Consider the following 19,237-nt stretch of genomic DNA (forward strand, 5'->3'; position numbering starts at 1 on the left):
CCTCATTGTCACTCCGCCGACGGCCCTCTTCCCGGCCTGGGGGCGCCTCGGTCCCGACTTGGGGGCGTCCCGTGGCTTTCCTCCAGCCCGTTGCCCAGGCGGGACCCGACCCGTTCACGGAATCGACGGCCACGCGGACGGACGAGCCTAGCCCCGCGCCCGTCACCCGTACGCCGCAGATCGCGGTGGCGACGTGCTGGGGCACAGCCGGGAAACCGGGCCGGGCCACCGTCCGGAGACCAGTCGGCAAAATCGTATATCTCGAAAAATGCCCTGACTGATGACAAAGTGGGCGCATGGTGGAGGAGCTCCCGGCCGATGACCGGCCCACCCACCCGGATCCGATCCTGGCGCTCAACCGCATGGGCACCTTCGACTGGGACCTCGACACCGGCCTCATGCACATGGACGCGCAGGCCCATCAGGTCTTCGATCTGAGGCCCGAGGAGTACGACGGGCGGCCCACGAGTCTCGCGGTGCGGGTGCCGGTCGGTGAGCGGCACCGGTTGGACGCGCTGGTCTCGGAGACGCTGAAGAGCGGCGGCGAGAATTACGGGACGTACTTCCGGATCCGCACCCGGGACGGCTCTCTGCGCTGGACCCATACCCAGGGCTATGTCCGGCGGGACGGATCCGGGCGGCCCCGGCGCATCATCGGCATCGTGCGGGACGCCACTCAGGAGCTCAGTGACACCCGGGTGCGCAGGGTGCGGGACGCCGAGGCACGGCGGCGTACCAACATCGTGGAGAGCACCACGGCGGCCCTGGCCAGCGCCCGCACCGTGCAGGACGTCATCGACGTGCTCGGTGACACCGAGGGGCTGCGCCACTTCGGTGCCGCCAGCATGGTCATGGGCCTCGTGGAGGCGGGCCGTATCCACCTGATCGCCGAGGGCCCGGCGGGGTCCTTCGTGCCCGGCACCCGCTTCACCCGCGTCGACGAGCCGTACCCGATGAGCGAGGTGGTCCGCACCCTCACCCCGCGCTTCATCGAGAGCCGCGAGGACTTCGCCCGGTCGTACCCGGACCTGTGGTCGAACATCGAGTACCTGGATATCAGCTCGGCCGCGTATCTGCCGCTGATCGCCCAGGCCCGGCCGATCGGTGCGCTCGGCCTGCTCTACCGGGACCGGACCGGCTTCACCGCCGACGAGCGCAACCTGCTCGTCGCGCTCGGCAGCAGCATCGCCCAGAGCCTGGCCCGCGCCATGCTGTTCGAGCAGGACAAGGACCTCGCCCAGGGCCTCCAGCAGGCCATGCTGCCGCGCAGCATCCCGGCCGTGCCCGGCGCCGACATCGCGGTCCGCTACCGCTCGGCCAAGGTCGGCCGGGACATCGGCGGCGACTGGTACGACGTGATCCCGCTGCCCGGCGGCCGCATCGGCGCCGTCATCGGCGACGTACAGGGCCACGACACGGACGCCGCCGCCGTCATGGGCCAGCTGCGGATCGTGCTGCGCGCCTACGCCGCCGAGGGCCACGACCCCGCCACCGTGATGGCCCGCGCCTCCGCCTTCCTGCACGAACTCGACACCGACCGCTTCGCCACCTGCCTGTACGCCCAGGCCGACCCCGGCACCGGACTCGTGCAGATGGTCCGGGCCGGACATATAGACCCGCTCCTTCGGTACACCGACGGCAGCTGCCGCCCGGTGCCCGTGGCGGGCGGCATGCCTCTCGGCCTCTCCGCCGAGTTCGGATGGCTCGACTACCCCGTCACCACGCTGGACCTCGACCCCGGCCAGACCCTGATCCTGTGCACCGACGGACTCGTGGAACAGCCGGGCGCCGACCTCGGCGACGGCATGCAGGCCCTCGCCGCGGAGGTTCGCGCGGGCCCCCAGGATCTCGACAAGCTCGCCGAACGGCTCTGCGACCTCGTCGACGAACGCGGCGGCGAGGACGACGCGGCCCTGCTCCTGCTGCGCCGCCGCGACACCGGCGTCCCCCGGACCGGTGGCCGCCTCAAGGAACTCGTCCCGCCCGGCGACCCCGAGGCCCTGGCCGGGGCCCGCCACCTGATCCGGGCCGCCGTCGGCGCCTGGGGCGCGGACCACCGCGCCGACGAGATCGAGCTCGCCGCCGACGAACTGATCACCAACGCCCTGATGCACACCGAAGGCGCCGCCGTCGTCACGGTGCGCGTCGTCACCGCCGTCGACCGGCGCCTGCGCGTCGAGGTCGAGGACGTCTCCAGCGCCCTGCCGCGCCGCCGCGAGGCGGGCGAGAATGGGGTCTCCGGGCGCGGCCTGCTCCTCGTGGACCGTCTCGCGGACGTCTGGGGCGTGGAGCCACGCGGCAGCGGCAAGTGCGTATGGTGCGAATTCATCGTGCCGGAGAAGCGGGAGAGGAGCTGAGGTGCCGGAACTCCCCGAGGTGGAAGCCCTGCGCGGCTTCCTCACCGAGCACCTGACCGGGCTGCGGATCGTGCGGATGCTGCCCGTGGCGGTCAGCGTCCTCAAGACGTACGACCCGCCGCTGACCGCCCTCGAAGGACGGACCGTCACGGGCATCGACCGGTACGGCAAGTTCCTCGCCCTGCGCACCGCCGACGGCCCCCAACTCGTCACCCACCTCGCCCGCGCGGGCTGGCTCCAGTGGAAGGACACCCTGCCCAGCGGCCCGCCCCGCCCCGGCAAGGGCCCGCTCGCGCTGCGCGTCGCCCTCGAGGACGGCTCCGGCTTCGACCTGACCGAGGCCGGAACGCAGAAGCGCCTCGCGGTGTACGTCGTACACGCCCCGGACGAGGTCCCCGGCATCGCCCGCCTCGGCCCCGACCCGCTCGCCCCGGACTTCGACGCGGCCGCGTTCGCCGGGCTGCTCGCAGGTGAACGGCGGCAGCTGAAGGGCGCGTTGCGGGACCAGAGCCTGATCGCCGGGATCGGCAACGCGTACAGCGATGAGATCCTGCACGCCGCGAAGATGTCCCCGTTCAAGCTCGCCGCGAGCCTCACCGCCGAGGAGACGCAGACCCTCTACGAGGCGCTGCGCACCACCCTGGACACGGCCGTCGAACGCTCCCGCGGCCTCGCCGCGGGCCGCCTGAAGGCCGAGAAGAAGAGCGGCCTGCGCGTGCACGGCCGCACCGGCGAGCCCTGCCCGGTCTGCGACGACACGATCCGCGAAGTCTCCTACCGGGACTCGTCGTTGCAGTACTGCCCCACCTGCCAGACCGGCGGCAAGCCGCTCGCCGACCGCCGGATGTCCCGCCTCCTCAAGTAGCGCCGCTTACCGGAAGTAGCGCCGTTTACCGGCCACTTCAGAACAGATGGATCGCCAGATGCCCCAACGGCAGCCCCAACTGCCAAGCGGGCGTCCACACCTTCGGCCCCTCGTCCTCCGAGAACCCGGGCCCGAGTTCGAGCAGCGCCGCGTCCAGATCCGGCGCGAGCAGCTCCGTCTCCTCCAGCCACCGCCAGGTCTCCCGGGCCAGCTCCAGATCCGGCCCGGCGCCGCCCGCCTCGAAGGCCTCCGCCTCCAGGAGGTCCATCCGCTCGCACACCCAGTCCTGCCAGGCCGTGTCGTACGCGGTCAGCGACAGCCAGGTGTCCAGCTGCGAGACCACCCGGATCCCGGACAGTTCGCCCTCCGAGTCGGCCAGGAAGATGGTCAGGGCGAGGGCGTCCCGGCCCGCCTTGTACTCGAAGGACGTGGGTGGCATCAGCTCGCCGGTGCGCAGCAGTTCGTCGGCGATGTACTCGGCGTACAGCCAGGACATCGGCACTACTAGCGCGTCCCCGCCGCGGCCACCGCGGTCCCCGGCGCCGCCGTCCGTGCTTCTGTGCTGCATCCTGTCCAGCCCTTCTCGTCCGGTAACTCCGGTCCGTGCGCGGGTGAGCCTCTGCCGCGACCCGGTGTGGGAGTAGCCGATTACTGAACTCGGCCCGGGGCAAGGCCTTTTACGGAGGCTTGACCGGACCGTCGGTTTCACCGCAGCTCGGCGGCGTACCCCGGATGAAACTCGCCGCAGCGCGCGCACCGCATCGTACGCGCGGGACTTCACGGTACCGGGCGGAAGGCCGTGCGCAGCACGCTTCCGTCACCCCTAGGCCCTGTCGTCAGACTCCCGCCTGCCCCGCGACGCCTGGCACGCACGCTCGCGGCGTTGCCGGAAGGCCCAAGTAGCGTCGCTACGTGGGCCTTCCGGCGCCTTGCGATCGCCGCACCAGACTCCCCCACTCTCGGCTTCGCTCGAGCGGGAGGTACCCCCGGCAGGGCCGCCCTCCGGGCGACGACGCGAGTCTGACGACAGGACCTGGCCCCCGCGGGCGCACGCCGTCCCGCCGAGCACAGCCACGGACGTAGAAAAGCGTGGTCCGAACGCAGGGCCCGGGGGTGCTGCCGTACGCGTACCCGGGCGTCTCCCGCCGCGCATTCTCGCCGCGATCCGACGAACCGGCCACCGGTGGGCGGCCGGCTGCCGCCCCGGACAGCCATTTCCGTTGGTCTTCCCGGCGCCCTCGGAGACGCTCCTTGATCGTCACGCGGTCCGACGGGTGGATTCGTACGACCGGAACCCGCCCCCGGGCCGAAAACCGCTCCCCGGCGGGCGCACCCCCCCACCGATCAACGGAGCCACACCGATGCCCCCTCGCAGCCACCTCCCCTGCACCGCACACCGTCTCCGCGCCGCACGCCGCCACCCCCGCACCACGGCCGCCGTCACCGCCACCGCCGTGCTGCTCGGCACCGCTGCCGCGTGCTCCGCACCGCCCGGCGCCGGGTCGCGGGCGCCGCACCGGGCCACCCCGCCCGCGCCGTCCGCGGCCGGTGGGCATGCCGCGCCGCAGCGGCGCGGCTTCACGCTCGCCGCGACCGGCGACGTGCTGCCGCACGACTCGATCATTCAGCGGGCCGCGGCCGACGCGGGCGGCGACGGTTACGACTTCGGGCCGATGCTGGCCGGGGCCAAGCCGGTGATCTCCCGGGCGGACCTGGCGATCTGTCATATGGAGACGGTCTACGGCGAGAACGGCGACTACACCGGCTACCCGGCCTTCAAGTCCCCGCCCCAGGTGGCCGAAGGCCTCGCCGCCACCGGCTACGACTCCTGCTCCACGGCCTCCAACCACACCCTGGACGACGGCCGGGCCGGGCTGAGCCGCACCCTCGACGCCCTCGACAAGGCGGGCGTCCAGCACGCCGGTTCGGCCCGTACCGCCAAGGAAGCGGCCACGCCCACGATGCTGCGGGCGGGCGGCGCCAAGGTCGCCCACATCGCCGCGACCTACGGCACCAACGGACTCCCGCTCCCCAAGGGGCAGCCGTGGGCCCTCGACCTCCTGGACCCGGAGAAGATCATCGCCAAGGCGCGGGCGGCCCGGAAGGCCGGTGCCGACGTGGTGGTGCTCTCGCCGCACTGGGGCACCGAGTGGCAGGACGAGCCCGACGCCAAGCAACTCCAGCTGGCCGAGGAACTCACCGCCTCGAACACCAACGGCCGCCCCGACATCGACCTCATCATCGGCACGCACGCACATGTCCCGCAGGCGTACGAGAAGGTCAACGGGACCTGGGTGGTGTACGGCATGGGCGACCAGATCGCCGGGCGCATGATCAACTACTCGGGCGCCGAAGACCCGCGCGGCAACCAGGGCACCATCGGCCGCTTCACCTTCGTACCGCCCAAGAAGCCCGGCGGGCGCTGGCAGGTGACGAAGGCCGAGTTCCTGCCGCAGTGGTTCGACCCGGACGCGGGCCGGATCGTCAACCTCAACGCGGCCATCGAGCGCGGCGCCGACCACAGCGCCATCCGCGACCGCATCCGGGACGTCGTCCTGAGCAGGGGAGCGGCCGAGCAGGGTCTGATGATGGGGCGGTAGACGGGCCCCATCCGACCGGTGGGCGGGCGAGCGGACCGCACCCGCTCACCGGCCCGAGCCTCGCGGAAGGTTCGCAGAAGGTTCGTCGTAGAGGTCCGTCACCCGCTCGTAGGTCCGTCACCCGCTCGGCCGCACCCCGGATCTCCGGGATCAGGGACTCCAGGCTGCGCGCCCAGGCCCCGCCCTTCTCGCCCTGAACGCGCTCGTCCTCACACGCCGAACGGGCTGGATTTCGTACCCCCCGCAGCCACGCTTCCGACGCGCGGTCGCCGTACGGCATTCCTAGAGTCGGATCCATGACTGTGCGCGTGGAAGACAGGGGACCGATAGCCGAGCGGTCGGCGCGCGGGGCCGGTCAGGGCTCGCGCGGCGGCTGGCTGAGTCGGGTCCCGGACGGGTTCGGGACGTTCTTCGGGCTCCTCGGCCTCTATTGCGCGGTCATCGCCGTCATCGCGCCGCTGCGCCGCCTCCTGCGGCCCGTCACGCGGGCGCTCGACCTCGCCACGGTGCCGGTCAGCGCCAACCTCGCGTACGCGGTGTTCCTGTTCCTGCTCGCCGCGGCCTGCGCCTCCCGCAAGACCATCGCCTGGCGGATCGTCGTCGCGTATCTGTCGATCCTGATCATCTGGGACGGCATCCGGATCGCCCTTGGCCACTGGGCCGAGTCGCTGCCCTCGGTGCTCGTCTGCGGCCTGGCGCTCGTGCTGCTCGTCCTCGCGTACAAGGAGTTCTCCGCGGACGCGCGGCGCGGCGCCTTCCTGCGCGCGCTCGGCGTTCTCGGCGCCGGGATCGGTGTCTCGATTCTGGTCGGCTGGGGTCTCGTCGAGCTGTTCCCGGGCTCCCTGGAGCGCGGGCAGCGGCTCCTTTGGGCGGCCAACCGGGTCTGCGGCGGCCTGGTGCACAGCGGCCAGTTCGACGGCGCCCCGCCGCGGCCGCTCAATTTCTTCCTCGGCCTGTTCGGCGCGCTCGCCCTCCTGTACGCCGCGATGACGCTGTTCCGCTCGCAGCGCATGGAGGCCGCGCTGCACGGCGACGAGGAGGACCGCATCCGGGCGCTGCTCGGCGCCTATGGCGAGCAGGACTCGCTCGGCTACTTCGCCACCCGCCGGGACAAGGCCGTCGTGTTCGCCCCCAGCGGGCGGGCCGCCGTCACCTACCGCGTCGAGGCCGGCGTCTGTCTGGCCAGTGGCGACCCGGTCGGCGACGCGGGCGCCTGGGACCAGGCCATCGACGCCTGGCTGGACGTCGCCAAGCGGTATGCCTGGGCCCCGGCCGTGATGGGCGCGTCCGAGGAGGGCGCCAAGGCGTTCGCCCGGCACGGCATGGGCGCCCTCCAACTCGGCGACGAGGCGATCCTGTACGTCAACAAGTTCGACCTCGACGGCCGCGACATGCGCGTCACCCGGCAGGCCGTCAACCGCGTCAAGCGCACCGGCGCCCACTGCCGCGTCCGCCGCCACTCCACGCTCACGGACGCGGAGATGGAGGAGATCATCGACCGGGCCGACGCCTGGCGCGACACCGAGACCGAACGCGGCTTCTCCATGGCCCTGGACCGGCTCGGCGACCCACAGGACGGCGACTGCCTGCTCGTCGAATGTCTGGACAGCCACGGCAAACTGCTCGCGCTGCTGTCCTTCGTTCCCTGGGGCAGGGACGGCATCTCACTCGACCTGATGCGCCGCGACCGCACCGCGCCCAACGGCGTCATGGAGTTCATGGTCGCCGAACTCTGCGGCGCCGTCGGCAAGTTGGGGGTACGGCGGGTCTCCCTGAACTTCGCCGTCTTCCGCTCCGTCTTCGAGGAGGGCGGCCGGATCGGCGCGGGCCCGGTCCTTCGCCTCTGGCGCCGACTGCTGCTCTTCTTCTCCAAGTGGTGGCAGCTGGAGGCGCTCTACCGCTCCAACGCCAAATACGACCCCGAGTGGTTCCCGCGCTTCATCTGTTACGGCGACGCGGGCGCCCTCGCCCGTATCGGCCTGGCCTCCGGCATCGCGGAGGGCTTCGTGGCCGTACCCAGCATGCGCAAGCTCTGGGGCAAGGGCCACACGCACCGCTCCTTCATGCCGTCCACCACCGCGGGGCTGCCCTCCATCGCCGAACTCGGCCTGGCCAAGGCCGCGGTGGCGGAGGCCGACCCGCTGGCCGGGCTCCCCGAGCAGGTCCGCATCCGCCACCTGAAGCTGCGCCGCCTCCAGGACGCGGGCATCGACCCGTACCCCGTGGGTATCGCCCAGCGCAGCCACACCCTCGCCGCGATCCGCGCCGAGCACCCCGATGTGCCCGCGGGCACCCGCACCGGCGACAAGGTCACCGTCGCCGGGCGCGTGATGCTCGTACGCGACCTCGGCGGCGTCGTCTTCGCGCTGCTCCGCGACTGGTCCGGCGATCTGCAACTGGTCTTCACGCGCGAACATCCCGAGGCCCTGGCCCGCTTCACCGAGGTCATCGACATCGGCGACCACCTCACCGCGGACGGCGAGGTCGGCGCCTCCGACAAGGGCGAGCTGTCCGTCTTCGTCAACGCCTGGCAGCTCACCGGCAAGTGCCTGCGCCCGCTGCCCGACAAGCGCCGTGGCCTGACCGACCCCGAGGCCAAGGTGCGCCGCCGCTATGTCGACCTGGTCGCGGACCCGGACGCCCGCGCCGTGGTGCGGGCCCGCTCCATCGCCGTACAGGCGCTGCGCCAGGGCCTGTTGGACCGCGGCTACCTCGAGGTCGAGACGCCGATGCTGCAACAGATCCACGGCGGCGCCAACGCCCGCCCGTTCACCACGCACATCAACGCCTACGACCTCGACCTGTATCTGCGGATCGCCCCGGAGCTGTATCTGAAGCGGCTGTGCGTCGGCGGCCTGGAGAAGGTCTTCGAACTCGGCCGGACCTTCCGCAACGAGGGCGTCTCCTACAAGCACAACCCCGAGTTCACGATGCTGGAGGCCTACCAGGCCTTCGCCGACTACGACGTGATGCTCGACCTCACCCGCGAGCTCATCCAGGGCGCCGCGACCGCCGCGTTCGGCCGCCCGGTCGCCCACAAGGCGGACGGCGACGGGAAGTTGACCGAGCACGACATCTCGGGGCTCTGGCCGGTCAAGACGGTCCACGAAGCGATCTCCGAAGCCCTCGGCGAAGAGGTCACCGCCGACACCGAACTGCCCGCCCTGCTCCGCCTCTGCGACCGGGCCGAGGTGCCGTACACGGCGGACGACGGCCGCGGCGACGTCGTACTCGAAATGTACGAGCGCCTGGTCGAGGAGAAGACCGAACTGCCTACTTTCTACAAGGACTTCCCGACCGACGTCTCACCGCTCACACGCCAGCACCGCACCGATCCGCGGCTCGCCGAGCGCTGGGACCTGGTCGCCTTCGGCACCGAACTCGGCACCGCCTACTCGGAGTTGACCGACCCGGTGGAGCAGCGCCGCCGCCTGACCGCACAGTCGCTGCTCGCCGCCGGGGGAGACCCGGAGGCGATGGAGCTGGACGAGGACTTCCTGGACGCCCTCGAGTACGCGATGCCGCCCACCGGCGGTCTGGGCATGGGTGTTGACCGGCTCGTCATGTTCCTCACGGGGTTGACGATTCGCGAAACGCTGCCCTTCCCTCTTGTACGCCGCCGTTGACCGGAGCGCATCCCGAGCCGGTCTCATCAGGTGCTTTCGCGGGGACGCCCGTGTTGATGACGCCCGCACGGTACCGGCCGTGCGAGGCATTAGTCATGAAAAACGACGAACTCCTCCTGGAGCGCCGTGTCCTGCTGCGCGGCGCCGCGCTCCTCGCCGTCGCCACCATGGCCGGTTGCGTGGGCACGGACCGGGCACGGGCACCCTCTTCCACCTCGCCTGCGGCGGCCGGTGCCCGCGGCGCCCCGGCGGCCCGCCCCCACAGACACTCCGCCTACCGGCTGCGACCGATGACCGGATACGGTCCGCAACGGGCCGCGCCGATGCGAACCGCCGTACGCAGCAAGCCGATTCTGCGCTCCCCGGACCACTCCCGGCAGATGGTGCTCACCTTCGACGACGGACCCGACCCGCGTTATACGCCCGGCATCCTGCGGACCCTGCGCAAGCACGACGTGCGCGCGATGTTCTTCGTCTGCGGCGAGATGGTCGAGGCGAGCCCCGATCTGCTGCGCGCGACGGTCGACGAGGGCCACACCATCGGCAACCACACCTGGGCCCATCCGGAGCTGCCCCGGCTCTCGCGGGAACGGGTGCGGCAGGAGATCGAGCGGACCAGTGAGATCGTCGCGCACCTCGTCGGGCGGCCGCCGCTGTGGTTCCGCGCGCCCTACGGGGCCTGGGACCGGGGGGTGTTCGAGATCGGCGCCGAGCTCGGCATGGAGCCGCTCGCCTGGACCGTGGACACCCTCGACTGGCGCGAGCCCGGCACCGGCACCATCGTGCGCCGGGTCCTTGGCGGCGCGGGACCGGGCGTGGTGGTGCTCTCGCACGACGCGGGCGGCGACCGCTCGCAGAGCGTGGCGGCCCTGAACACCTATCTGCCCCGGCTCCTCGACGAGGGCTACGCGATCGGGGTGCCGAACCGCTACGAGATGTAAGGGCGAAAGCACTGGGGACGGGCCGACAACTCGGCCCGTCCCCAGTGTTCTTGCCCTTATCGCGGAGGGTCTTGATCGCCTAGCGGGTCTTGATCGCCCAGCGGGTCTTGATCGCCTAGCGGGTCTCGATCATGCGGGCGAACGCCACCACATTCCCGTCGTAGCCGTTCTGCTTGGAGAACCCGCCGCCGCAGGTGATGACCCGCAACTCCGCGTGGCCGGTGTCCCCATAGACCTTGTCGGCGGGGATGTTGTTCTTGTCGAACACCTCGATGCCGTAGACCTCGAAAACCGCCGTGCGGCCGTCCTGGCGCTTGACCTCGACGTGGTTTCCCTTCTTGAGCGCGCCCAGCCCGTAGAACACCGCGGGCCCCGCCATGTTGTCCACGTGGCCGACGATGACGGAGGTGCCCTTCTCGCCGGGCGCGACCGCGCCGGTGAACCAGCCGGCCAGGTTCGAGTTCTCGGCGGGCGGCGCCTCCACCCAGCCCTCCGGGTCCAGACCCACGGCCTGGATGGGCGCGTCCACGCGGATCGCCGGGATGCGGATCTGCTCGGCGAGGGAGAACGGCAGCGGGGCCGCTTCGTCCGGCTTGGCGGGCGGGGCGGAGATCCGGGTATGGGCGGACGCCGCCGAAGCGGGCTGCGGCGGCCCCACGGCGAATTCGCCGGAGCCATTCCGTATCAAGGCGAGGCCGGTCAGGAGGACAAGCGCTATCACTCCCCAAGGGGCGCGCCTCTTCTGCGGCTCCGCCTCTACGGCGGATTCGGACGAAGGCATGCAGAATCCCCTCTCGGCCCCTCTCGACGCGGCATGACGGCGCATCCCGTTACGCATGGCAGAACGGTAAGTGGGCGGCGGGCGGCCTGCGACAGCGGAACGGCGAATGGGTGGCGGGAGAGCGGCCGGTGCGCCATCCGAGTCGCTCACCTCGCATTATTTTCTGACGGTCCGTGACCTGCGGGTACGTGGCCGCGCACGCGATGCGCTCGGCGTGTCGGCTCACCAGGACGGACCAGCCCCGAAATGCGGCTCTCCGGAAGGCACCTGAGTGTCTGTCTGGGAGGCGCACTCGCCGATCCTGCCCGGGGACGTGCCCCGGGGGCGCTCTCCCGCGGAGGTCCTCATGCGTACTACTCGTGCCCTGGCAGTCACAGCTGCCGCAGGTGCGTTCATCGGGCTCGCGGCACCCGCGGCGATCGCCTGGGACGCGAGCACCATCTCCGTCTCGCCCAGCACGGCGCGCCGGGGGCAGACCGTCACCGTCACCGTCAACGCCTCCGAATGCAAAGGGGGCGGCCACGTCTCCTCGTCCGCATTCCACCAGGCCCGGTTGGTCCCGCGCGGCCACACGGCGACCGCCAGGGTGAGGATCAACAACAACGCCACCATCGGTTCCCACGAGGTGACCGCGACGTGCGCCGGTCACTCCGTCACCAAGCCCAACGCCCTCACGGTCATCCACGGCGGCACCATGGGCGGTCTCGGCGGCAGCTCCAACACCGGCGCCACGGCCACGGACATGGCCATCGGCGGCACCCTGGTGGCCGCCGCGGTGGTCGGCGGCGGCGTGTTCTGGCTGCGCCGCCGGAACGAGTCCAGGGCCTGACGCGCTGGACGGAACCTGACTCCGGGCCGCGCCCGGGCCTGCCGGAGGCCGCCCGCCCCGGCACGTCCGTGGCGCTGCCCGGTGGCTGCGCGGACCGGTGACCGCGCGGCCCCGCCCGGTGGCTGCGTGGCCGGCCTCGTACGACCGAGGCTCGGCCCGGCGGCCGGGCAGCACGGCGCCCCGGGATCGGTGTGGATCCCGGGGTGAAGTGCTCTGCACCGCATGGCCGTTGACCCGGTCCGGTCAGCTGCCGTCCTCGGTGGGCCGGCGCCTGGCCCAATGGACCGCCGAGCCGAGTGCCCCGGCGATCAGGGCGGCGCCCAGGGCGATCTCTCCGAGGTCGAGGTCGCCGGAACTGCCGCCGATACCGGCCTTGACGCCCTTGTGGACGCCGCCGGTGTGCCCGCCCGTGTGCCCGCCGCCGCTCGCGATGGTGAGATCGGTCGTGCCCTTCTCGCCCTTGCACTCGAAGGTGACCGTGTACCTCGCTCCCGGTTTGGCGTCCGGGTCCACATGGGCCGTGGCGGAGCTCTGGCCCTTGGGGATGGTCACGGTGTCGAACACCCCGGAGGAGGCGGTCGCGTTGTGCTCGCAGCCGTCGACCTTGAGCGTGACCTGACCGCCCGGCGCGACGGTCGTCGGGCTGACGCTGAAGCCGAACGACGTGATGTTGTGCTCGTCGCCGCTGACCGCGGTGTGCGCGGCCGTCGGCGCGCACGCGAGCGCGAGGGCGCCGGCCGAGGCGAGGGTGAGGGAAGTCAGGGATATCGCGCGCATGGCTGGTACTCCGGGTCCCCGAGGAGCAGGCGCGGACCTTCTTCCGACTACGCCGGTCATGCACCTCGATGTTCGGAACGCTAGGGATGCCTCCTATCGGCCGCGATCCCTGTCGGGCGAATGGGGCACCGGTGTCCGCCGCCCGGGCGAACGCGCCCTCAACGGGTTTGCGTCCCGGACCGGACAGCCAGCCACGGATCCTTCGCCGAGCCGCCGAGCCGCCGAGCCGCCGACCCGCCGTCAGCGTGTGAGCCCTGTCTGCCGCGCCAGCCACGGGATGTTCTGCTCCATGGCCGGGCGCCAGACCTGCCAGCTGTGGTTGCCGGGGAGTTCCATCAGGGTCACGTGCATTCCGGCCCGCTTGGCGGCGGCGTAGATCTGGTGGGCCTGCGGCCGGTACGGCGGATCGTCCAGGCCCGCGACGAAGACGCCCGCCGTGTCCGGGAACCGCTGCCGTGCCATCACATCGACCGGATTGACCTTCTTGTACGCGGCCATGTCGCCGCCGAACGCCTTCTGCACGGTGTTCTCCAGGCTGCCGCTGGTCGGCTGGAGCTCGCCGGAGATGTCGATGAAGTTGCCGTACACCTCCGGGGCGTTGACGGCCATCTGCAGGGCGCAGGTGCCGCCGTTCGACAGGCCCGCGATGGTCCACTGCCGACGGTCCTGGGCGGTCTGGAGATGGGACCGGATCCAGTTCGGCACGTCCTCGGAGAGATACGTCCGCACGTTGCCGAGCCGCGAGTCCATGCACAGCGGGTCCTTGAACGGGGAGCCCAGCTGGTCGGCGACGACCACGACCGGGGCCAGGCCCTGATGCCGCGCGGCGAACGCGTCCATCATGTCCGGCAGCTGGCCCGAGGTGATCCAGTTCTCCGGGGCGCCCGGCTGGCCCGCCATCAGGACGAGCACGGGCAGCGGCGGGCGGGGGTCGGCGTGATAGGCGGGCGGGAGATAGACGTACGCCGGTTGCGCATCGAAGCCCGACTTCGTGCCCGGGATCGGGGTCTGCGAGACGGTGCCCTGGGCGGGCAGATGGGCGGGCGGCCGCCAGACGTCGGCGAGCGTCTTGCCCTCGGGGATCTTGAGCAGGCCCTCCTTGGGGCCGGTGGCCTCCTTGAGGCTCACGGTGTTCTGCGGGCCGAGCAGGGTGCGCACGGTGGGGAAGTTGTCGTAGTAGATATTGACCTGGTTCGCGGCGAACACGGCGACCAGGAGCGCGGCGAGCACCGCACCCGCGCGGCCGCGCCCGCGCAGGGACGGCATCCGCAGGGCGGCGAGGATCAGGCCGAGGAGCAGCACGCCGGTCCACACCAGGACCTCGAAGGGCAGCTCGTCCGGGAACGGCTTCCACCAGTCGTTGACCCAGATCTTCACCAGCAGGGTCAGGAGGGCCGCGGCCACCAGGCCCGCCGGAAGGAGAAGGGTCCACCAGCGCCGCCTGCCGGAGATCACCAGGGCGGCGAGCGAGGCGGAGCCGAGCACCTTGAGGGTCAGCGGCAGCGGGCCGCTGATGAGCGACCAGTCCAGCGGCCCGGTGGCGATCGGCACCAGTTCCACGTCGTCCCCTTCGTCGCGTGCGGTCACCCGGGGGCTGAGGGCCTGTCGGACCGCCAGACGTGCGGGGGGCTGCCGCGCCACTCCACGAGGTGCGGGTCGTCCAGGGCCATGTCGGCGTCGTCGAGGCCCGCCCGGCGCAGGAACTCCACGAGCTCGCGGTCGCCGTACGCGGTGCCGAGCGAGCGCCCGCGCACGGTCACCCGCCGCCCCGCCCCCGCACCGAGAGGATGGACGACGATGGGCGCGTGCCAGGTCATGGCTTCAGAGTGCGGCAGTCCGCCGGGACCCGCAGCTCGGGGACAACTCGGGGATAAGAGGCCCTAGAGGCACCATGCGATGACTTGCCGCCATTCGGGGGGATTGGCTCCCACTTGAAGAGGTCAGATCAAGCCATTCCGGCGTGCGGCCGTCGAAAGAATCATGAGCGGAGATTGAACACGGCCCGCTCCCGGGTCCGTACCCAGGGCCGAACGCGATGCCTCACTGCATCGCAACAGCCTCTGGAACAACGGGAGTTGACCATGAAGACCTGGCACAGCGCCCCGCTCGCGGTGACGGCCGTGGCCCTTCTGGCACTGACGACGGCGTGCGGTCAGGAGCAGGGCACGGGCACCGCGGACGGGCAGTCGGTGGGCAACGCGGCCCCGGCCGAAGGCGGTTACGGCGGAGACGGTTACGGCTCGGGCGGCGCGGAGGACAAGGGGGGATACGAGACCGGGCAAGGCGGGGACGGCGACGAGGCCAAGGCCGCGGGGCAGCTCGCCGTGTGGAACAGCAAGGAGCTCGGCAAGGTCGTCACGGACGGCGAGGGCTTCACGCTCTACCGCTTCGACGAGGACTCCGCGGACCCGCCGACCGCCACCTGCGCCGGTGACTGCGCAAAGGCATGGCCCGTGGTCGCCGCCGACGGGGCGAAGCCGCCGCCCGGCGTCGACAAGTCCCTGCTCTCCTCGGTCACGCGGGACGACGGCACCAAGCAACTGACCGTCGGAGGCTGGCCGATGTACCGGTACGCCGAGGACAAGAAGCCCGGCGACGCCAAGGGGCAGGGGGTGAGCGGCACTTGGTACGCCGCGGCGCCCGACGGCAAGAAGGCCGCCCCGGCGAAGGCCGACGAGGGCGGCGGCGCGGCGGGCTACGGGGGCGGGGAGGCGGGCGAGTCGGCCGACGGAGATGAAGCGCTGCCGGGCCTGTCCACCCGTAAGGACCCCGAACTCGGCCAGGTCGTGATCGACAAGAACGGCATGACCGTCTACCGCTTCAAGAAGGACTCCGCCTGGCCCATGAAGTCCGCCTGCACCGGAAAGTGCCTGGAGCAGTGGCCCGTCGTGGAGCCCGTGGAGAAGAACGACACCCAGGGCATCCTGAAGAAGGGGTTCGTCACCTTCGACCGGCCCGACGGGATCAAGCAGCAGACCATCGACTGCTGGCCGCTCTACACCTTCGCCGGTGACAAGAAGCCCGGTGACACCAACGGCCAGGGCGTGGGCGGCACTTGGTATGCCGTTTCGCCGCAAGGGAAGCTGATCGAGACCAAACCGTAGCCTGCGGTCGCCGCCGCGGCACACGACCGCGGATGCCTCCCCACCGCAGAGAACCGGACACGGCGAGCCGCCGTTCCGGTGCGGCCGACCCCTCCTCCACCCCCACGGAGGAGGGGTCGGCTTGCTGATGTGCAACTGCAATCGGGCCAGCTGCACGTGCAGCTGCAGGTGCACTTGCCAAGGGCAGTGACCGAGAACGGACGAGCAATTTCCGGTTCTGCTCGACCCGTTGGCGAGCGATCAGTAGCCTCGGCTCGAACACCGGCTCGCCTACGCCTTGGAGACACGATGGAGCGACCCGCCTGGGCACCGCCGGGCATCGACATCACGAAGCCGAGCGTGTCCCGTATTTACGACTTCTACCTGGGCGGTTCGCACAACTTCGAGTCGGACCGCGAGGCGGCCCGCAAGGCCATGGAGTTCATGCCCGGACTCCCCAAGGTGATGCAGGCGAATCGTGCCTTCATGCGCCGGGCCGTGCGCTACGCCGTCGAGCGGGGTATCACCCAGTTCCTCGACATCGGCTCCGGAATCCCGACCTTCGGAAATGTGCACGAGGTGGCCCAAGGCGCGCTTCCGGGTGCGAAGGTGGCATACGTCGATCACGATCCGGTAGCCGTCGCGCACAGCCGCGCCGTGCTCGACGGCAACCCCGACACCGCCGTGGCGGCGGCCGATTTGCGCAGGCCGCAGGAGGTGTTGGGCAGCCCCGATGTGGCGGGCCTGCTCGACCTGGACCGGCCGGTGGCGCTGCTGCTCGTGGCGATCCTGCACTTCGTCGAGGACGCCGACGACCCGTACAAGGCCGTGGCCGAGCTGACCTCCGGCCTCGCGCCCGGAAGTCTGCTCGTCCTCACGCACGCCTCGTACGACGGCATACCGCTGCCGGAGGAGCGCGCCGAGGGAGCGGTCGGGGTCTACCGGGACATTCGCAGTCCACTGGTCATGCGCTCGCGCGAACAGGTCGCGCGGTTCTTCGAGGGGTACGAGATGGTCGAGCCCGGTCTTGTGCAGATGCCGCACTGGCGGCCCGAAACGCCGCCGGAGCAGGAGGACCCGTACGCCTTCTCCGGGTATGCGGGTGTGGGGCGCAAGGCGTGACCGGACACAGCGCGGCGCCCGACGACCGCGACAGCAGAGTGCGGAGATTCGCCACCATCTGGAGCCGTGCGGTCTTCCCGGTGACGGCGACGTCCCTGACCCGGCCCGAGTTCGAGCAGCAACTCGTGCCGCTCGCCCGCCGCCTCGCCGACGCGCTCGCCGAGCGCACCTTCGACGCCGCGGCCGGACAGACGGTGGGCGCCGCCCTGATCGGCACCCACTGCACCGACCCCGAGGCGCTCAGCCGCACTCTCGACGTGATCGACGCCTACCTGGTGCTCTACTGCGGCGACGCGGACGACCCGCGCGGCCGCGAGGAGCTCAGGACCCGCAGCTCCCGGCTTCAGCACGCGGTCGCCGCCGGGTTCGCGCAGGCGCTGCGGGACCGCACGCTCGCCGAGCAGGAGGCCATCTCGCGGGCCGCGCTCGACGCCCGCGAGGCGGTGGCCGAGGCGCTGCACGCCAGCGAGGCCCGGTTCCGTGCGGTCTTCGAGGACGCCGCGGTCGGCATCGGCATCGCGGACCTCGACGGCAATGTGCTCCAGGTCAACGGCGCGCTCCTGCGGATGTTCGGCGGCGGCCTCGAGACGCAGGTACGCGGCCGCAAGGTGAGCGACTGGACCCACCCGGACGACGCCCCGCAGGTGTGGCGGCTCTACGACGAGCTGGTGCGCGGCGAACGCGACCACTACCGGGTGGAGAAGCCGTACTACCGCCACGACGGCACCGTCCTGTGGACCAACCTCACGGTCTCGCTGCTCCGCGACGCCGAGGGCCGCCCGCAGTACCAGCTGTGCCTGATGGAGGACACCACCGAGCGCCGCCTGCTCAACCTGCGGCTGCGCTACGAGGCCACGCACGACGCGCTCACCGGACTGCCCAACCGGACGCTGTTCTTCGAGCGCCTGGAGAAGGCCCTTGCCGCGGGCGAGGGCAAGCGGTTCGGCCTGTGCTACCTCGACCTCGACGGCTTCAAGGCGATCAACGACAGCCTCGGCCACGCGGCGGGCGACCGGCTGCTCGTCGAGGTCGCCGACCGGCTCCAGTCCTGCGCGACCGCGCCCGGCGAGATGGTGGCGCGGCTCGGCGGCGACGAGTTCGTGGCGCTCACCACCGGCACCGACACCGAGCGGGAGGTCGACGAGCTCGCCGGGCGGATCCTGTCCATGCTGGCCATCCCGGTACGGATCGAGGGCCGCGAGCTGACCGTGCGCGGCTCCATCGGCATCGTCGAGGGCCCGGCGGGCGAGCGCAGCCCGGCCGAGGTACTGCGCAGCGCCGACATCACGATGTACCGGGCCAAGTCGGCGGGCGGCAACCGCTTCGAGCTCGCGGACCCCGAGGTCGACGCCCGTACGATCACCCGGCACGGCCTGACCACGGCGCTGCCCGCGGCGCTCGCGCGGGGCGAGTTCTTCATCGAGTACCAGCCGCTCGTGCACCTGGCCGACGGGTCGGTGAGCGGTGCCGAGGCGCTGGTGCGCTGGACCCATCCGCAGCACGGCGTCCTCGGCCCGGACCGCTTCATACCGCTCGCCGAGCACACCGGTCTGATCGTGCCGCTCGGCCGCTGGGTCCTGGAGGAGGCGGTACGCCAGGCCCGCGACTGGCAGCAGAAGCACGCGGACGCGGGGCCGCTGCGCATCAACGTCAATCTGTCCCCGGTGCAGCTGCACCACCCGGGCCTGGTCTCGGACACGGTCGAGATCCTGGAGCGGGCGGGCCTGGAACCGGGCGCGCTCTGCCTCGAGGTCACGGAGTCGGCCCTGATCGGCGCGGACGACGACCTGCTGAAGCCGCTGCGCCGACTCTCCGAGATGGGCGTCGACATCGCCCTGGACGACTTCGGCACGGGTTACTCGAACCTGGCCAACCTGCGCCGACTGCCCGTCGGCGTCCTGAAGCTGGACCGATCCTTCACGCAGGGCATGCAGCGGTACCCGGTGGATCCCGTGGACCTGAAGATAGTCGAGGGTGTGGTGTCCCTGGCCCACAGCCTCGACCTGTCGGTCACGGTCGAGGGCGTGGAGACCGGCGCGCAGGCGGAGCAACTCCGGGACTTGGGCTGCGATACGGCTCAGGGTTGGTACTACGCGCGGCCTGGGCCGCCGGACCGGTTGCATGCGCTGGCACTGGTGGACGCGACAGGCTGACTCGCCCGGGCAGGCGCTCCGTATCCGCCCCGCTGTGGGCAGTCGTGCCGCAGGGCGAGTGGGGTCTCCCCTGCTCGAACGAAGTTGAGAGCTTGGGGAAGGG

At 71.4% G+C, this 19,237-nt stretch carries 14 protein-coding genes; 9 read left to right on the forward strand and 5 right to left on the reverse strand.

What is annotated here, in order from left to right:
- Positions 1-296 precede the first annotated feature (296 nt).
- Both ACWD10_RS21140 and ACWD10_RS21145 read left to right on the forward strand, forming a co-directional pair.
- Positions 297-2,357: a SpoIIE family protein phosphatase gene (locus tag ACWD10_RS21140; RefSeq protein ID WP_451093140.1), complete on the forward strand. Its 2,061-nt coding sequence runs from the start codon at positions 297-299 to the stop codon at positions 2,355-2,357.
- 1 nt (position 2,358) lies between these two features.
- Positions 2,359-3,222 (forward strand): Fpg/Nei family DNA glycosylase, encoded by an 864-nt coding sequence (locus ACWD10_RS21145; protein ID WP_451093142.1) that lies wholly within the window; start codon positions 2,359-2,361, stop codon positions 3,220-3,222.
- 37 nt (positions 3,223-3,259) lie between these two features.
- On the opposite strand, the gene ACWD10_RS21150 is transcribed toward ACWD10_RS21145, so the two are convergent.
- Positions 3,260-3,790, reverse strand: a complete 531-nt coding sequence (locus tag ACWD10_RS21150; RefSeq protein ID WP_451093144.1) for a hypothetical protein — start codon at positions 3,788-3,790, stop codon at positions 3,260-3,262.
- A 793-nt stretch (positions 3,791-4,583) separates the two neighbouring features.
- Here ACWD10_RS21150 and ACWD10_RS21155 point away from each other — a divergent pair.
- The 3 genes from ACWD10_RS21155 to ACWD10_RS21165 all read left to right on the forward strand — a co-directional run bounded on the left by ACWD10_RS21155 (position 4,584) and on the right by ACWD10_RS21165 (position 10,389).
- Positions 4,584-5,822, forward strand: a complete 1,239-nt coding sequence (locus ACWD10_RS21155) for a CapA family protein (RefSeq protein ID WP_451093146.1) — start codon at positions 4,584-4,586, stop codon at positions 5,820-5,822.
- Between the two features lie 296 nt (positions 5,823-6,118).
- The gene (gene lysX / locus ACWD10_RS21160; RefSeq protein WP_451093148.1) at positions 6,119-9,448 is read left to right on the forward strand and encodes a bifunctional lysylphosphatidylglycerol synthetase/lysine--tRNA ligase LysX; all 3,330 of its coding nucleotides are present in this window, start codon (positions 6,119-6,121) and stop codon (positions 9,446-9,448) included.
- A gap of 95 nt (positions 9,449-9,543) precedes the next feature.
- Positions 9,544-10,389 carry a polysaccharide deacetylase family protein gene (locus ACWD10_RS21165; RefSeq protein WP_451093150.1) on the forward strand — a complete coding sequence of 282 codons (846 nt, stop codon included), beginning with the start codon at positions 9,544-9,546 and terminating at the stop codon, positions 10,387-10,389.
- A 115-nt stretch (positions 10,390-10,504) separates the two neighbouring features.
- Here ACWD10_RS21165 and ACWD10_RS21170 read toward each other — a convergent pair whose 3' ends face one another.
- Positions 10,505-11,170: a class F sortase gene (locus ACWD10_RS21170; RefSeq protein WP_451093152.1), complete on the reverse strand. Its 666-nt coding sequence runs from the start codon at positions 11,168-11,170 to the stop codon at positions 10,505-10,507.
- Between the two features lie 346 nt (positions 11,171-11,516).
- Between ACWD10_RS21170 and ACWD10_RS21175 the strand changes: the two genes are divergently transcribed.
- A complete protein-coding gene (locus ACWD10_RS21175) occupies positions 11,517-11,999 on the forward strand; it encodes a hypothetical protein (RefSeq protein WP_451093154.1) in 483 nt (160 codons plus the stop codon).
- A 243-nt stretch (positions 12,000-12,242) separates the two neighbouring features.
- Here ACWD10_RS21175 and ACWD10_RS21180 read toward each other — a convergent pair whose 3' ends face one another.
- The 3 genes from ACWD10_RS21180 to ACWD10_RS21190 form a co-directional block, all read right to left on the reverse strand.
- Complete coding sequence (locus tag ACWD10_RS21180; RefSeq protein WP_451093156.1) at positions 12,243-12,776, reverse strand: hypothetical protein; 534 nt, start codon at positions 12,774-12,776, stop codon at positions 12,243-12,245.
- Between the two features lie 240 nt (positions 12,777-13,016).
- Complete coding sequence (locus tag ACWD10_RS21185; RefSeq protein WP_451093158.1) at positions 13,017-14,363, reverse strand: alpha/beta hydrolase; 1,347 nt, start codon at positions 14,361-14,363, stop codon at positions 13,017-13,019.
- Positions 14,360-14,593 (reverse strand): hypothetical protein, encoded by a 234-nt coding sequence (locus ACWD10_RS21190; RefSeq protein ID WP_451093160.1) that lies wholly within the window; start codon positions 14,591-14,593, stop codon positions 14,360-14,362. The genes ACWD10_RS21185 and ACWD10_RS21190 overlap by 4 nt, the downstream gene beginning before the upstream one ends.
- A 264-nt stretch (positions 14,594-14,857) precedes the next feature.
- Here ACWD10_RS21190 and ACWD10_RS21195 point away from each other — a divergent pair, with 264 nt between their 5' ends.
- From ACWD10_RS21195 to ACWD10_RS21205, 3 genes are all read left to right on the forward strand, one after another.
- Positions 14,858-15,880 carry an SCO0930 family lipoprotein gene (locus ACWD10_RS21195; protein ID WP_451093162.1) on the forward strand — a complete coding sequence of 341 codons (1,023 nt, stop codon included), beginning with the start codon at positions 14,858-14,860 and terminating at the stop codon, positions 15,878-15,880.
- Between the two features lie 288 nt (positions 15,881-16,168).
- Positions 16,169-16,981, forward strand: a complete 813-nt coding sequence (locus ACWD10_RS21200; RefSeq protein ID WP_451093164.1) for an SAM-dependent methyltransferase — start codon at positions 16,169-16,171, stop codon at positions 16,979-16,981.
- Positions 16,978-19,134 (forward strand): putative bifunctional diguanylate cyclase/phosphodiesterase, encoded by a 2,157-nt coding sequence (locus ACWD10_RS21205; protein WP_451093166.1) that lies wholly within the window; start codon positions 16,978-16,980, stop codon positions 19,132-19,134. Before ACWD10_RS21200 ends, ACWD10_RS21205 begins: the two co-directional genes overlap by 4 nt.
- Positions 19,135-19,237: the final 103 nt, after the last annotated feature.

The organism is Streptomyces sp. NPDC002851 (assembly GCF_053591935.1).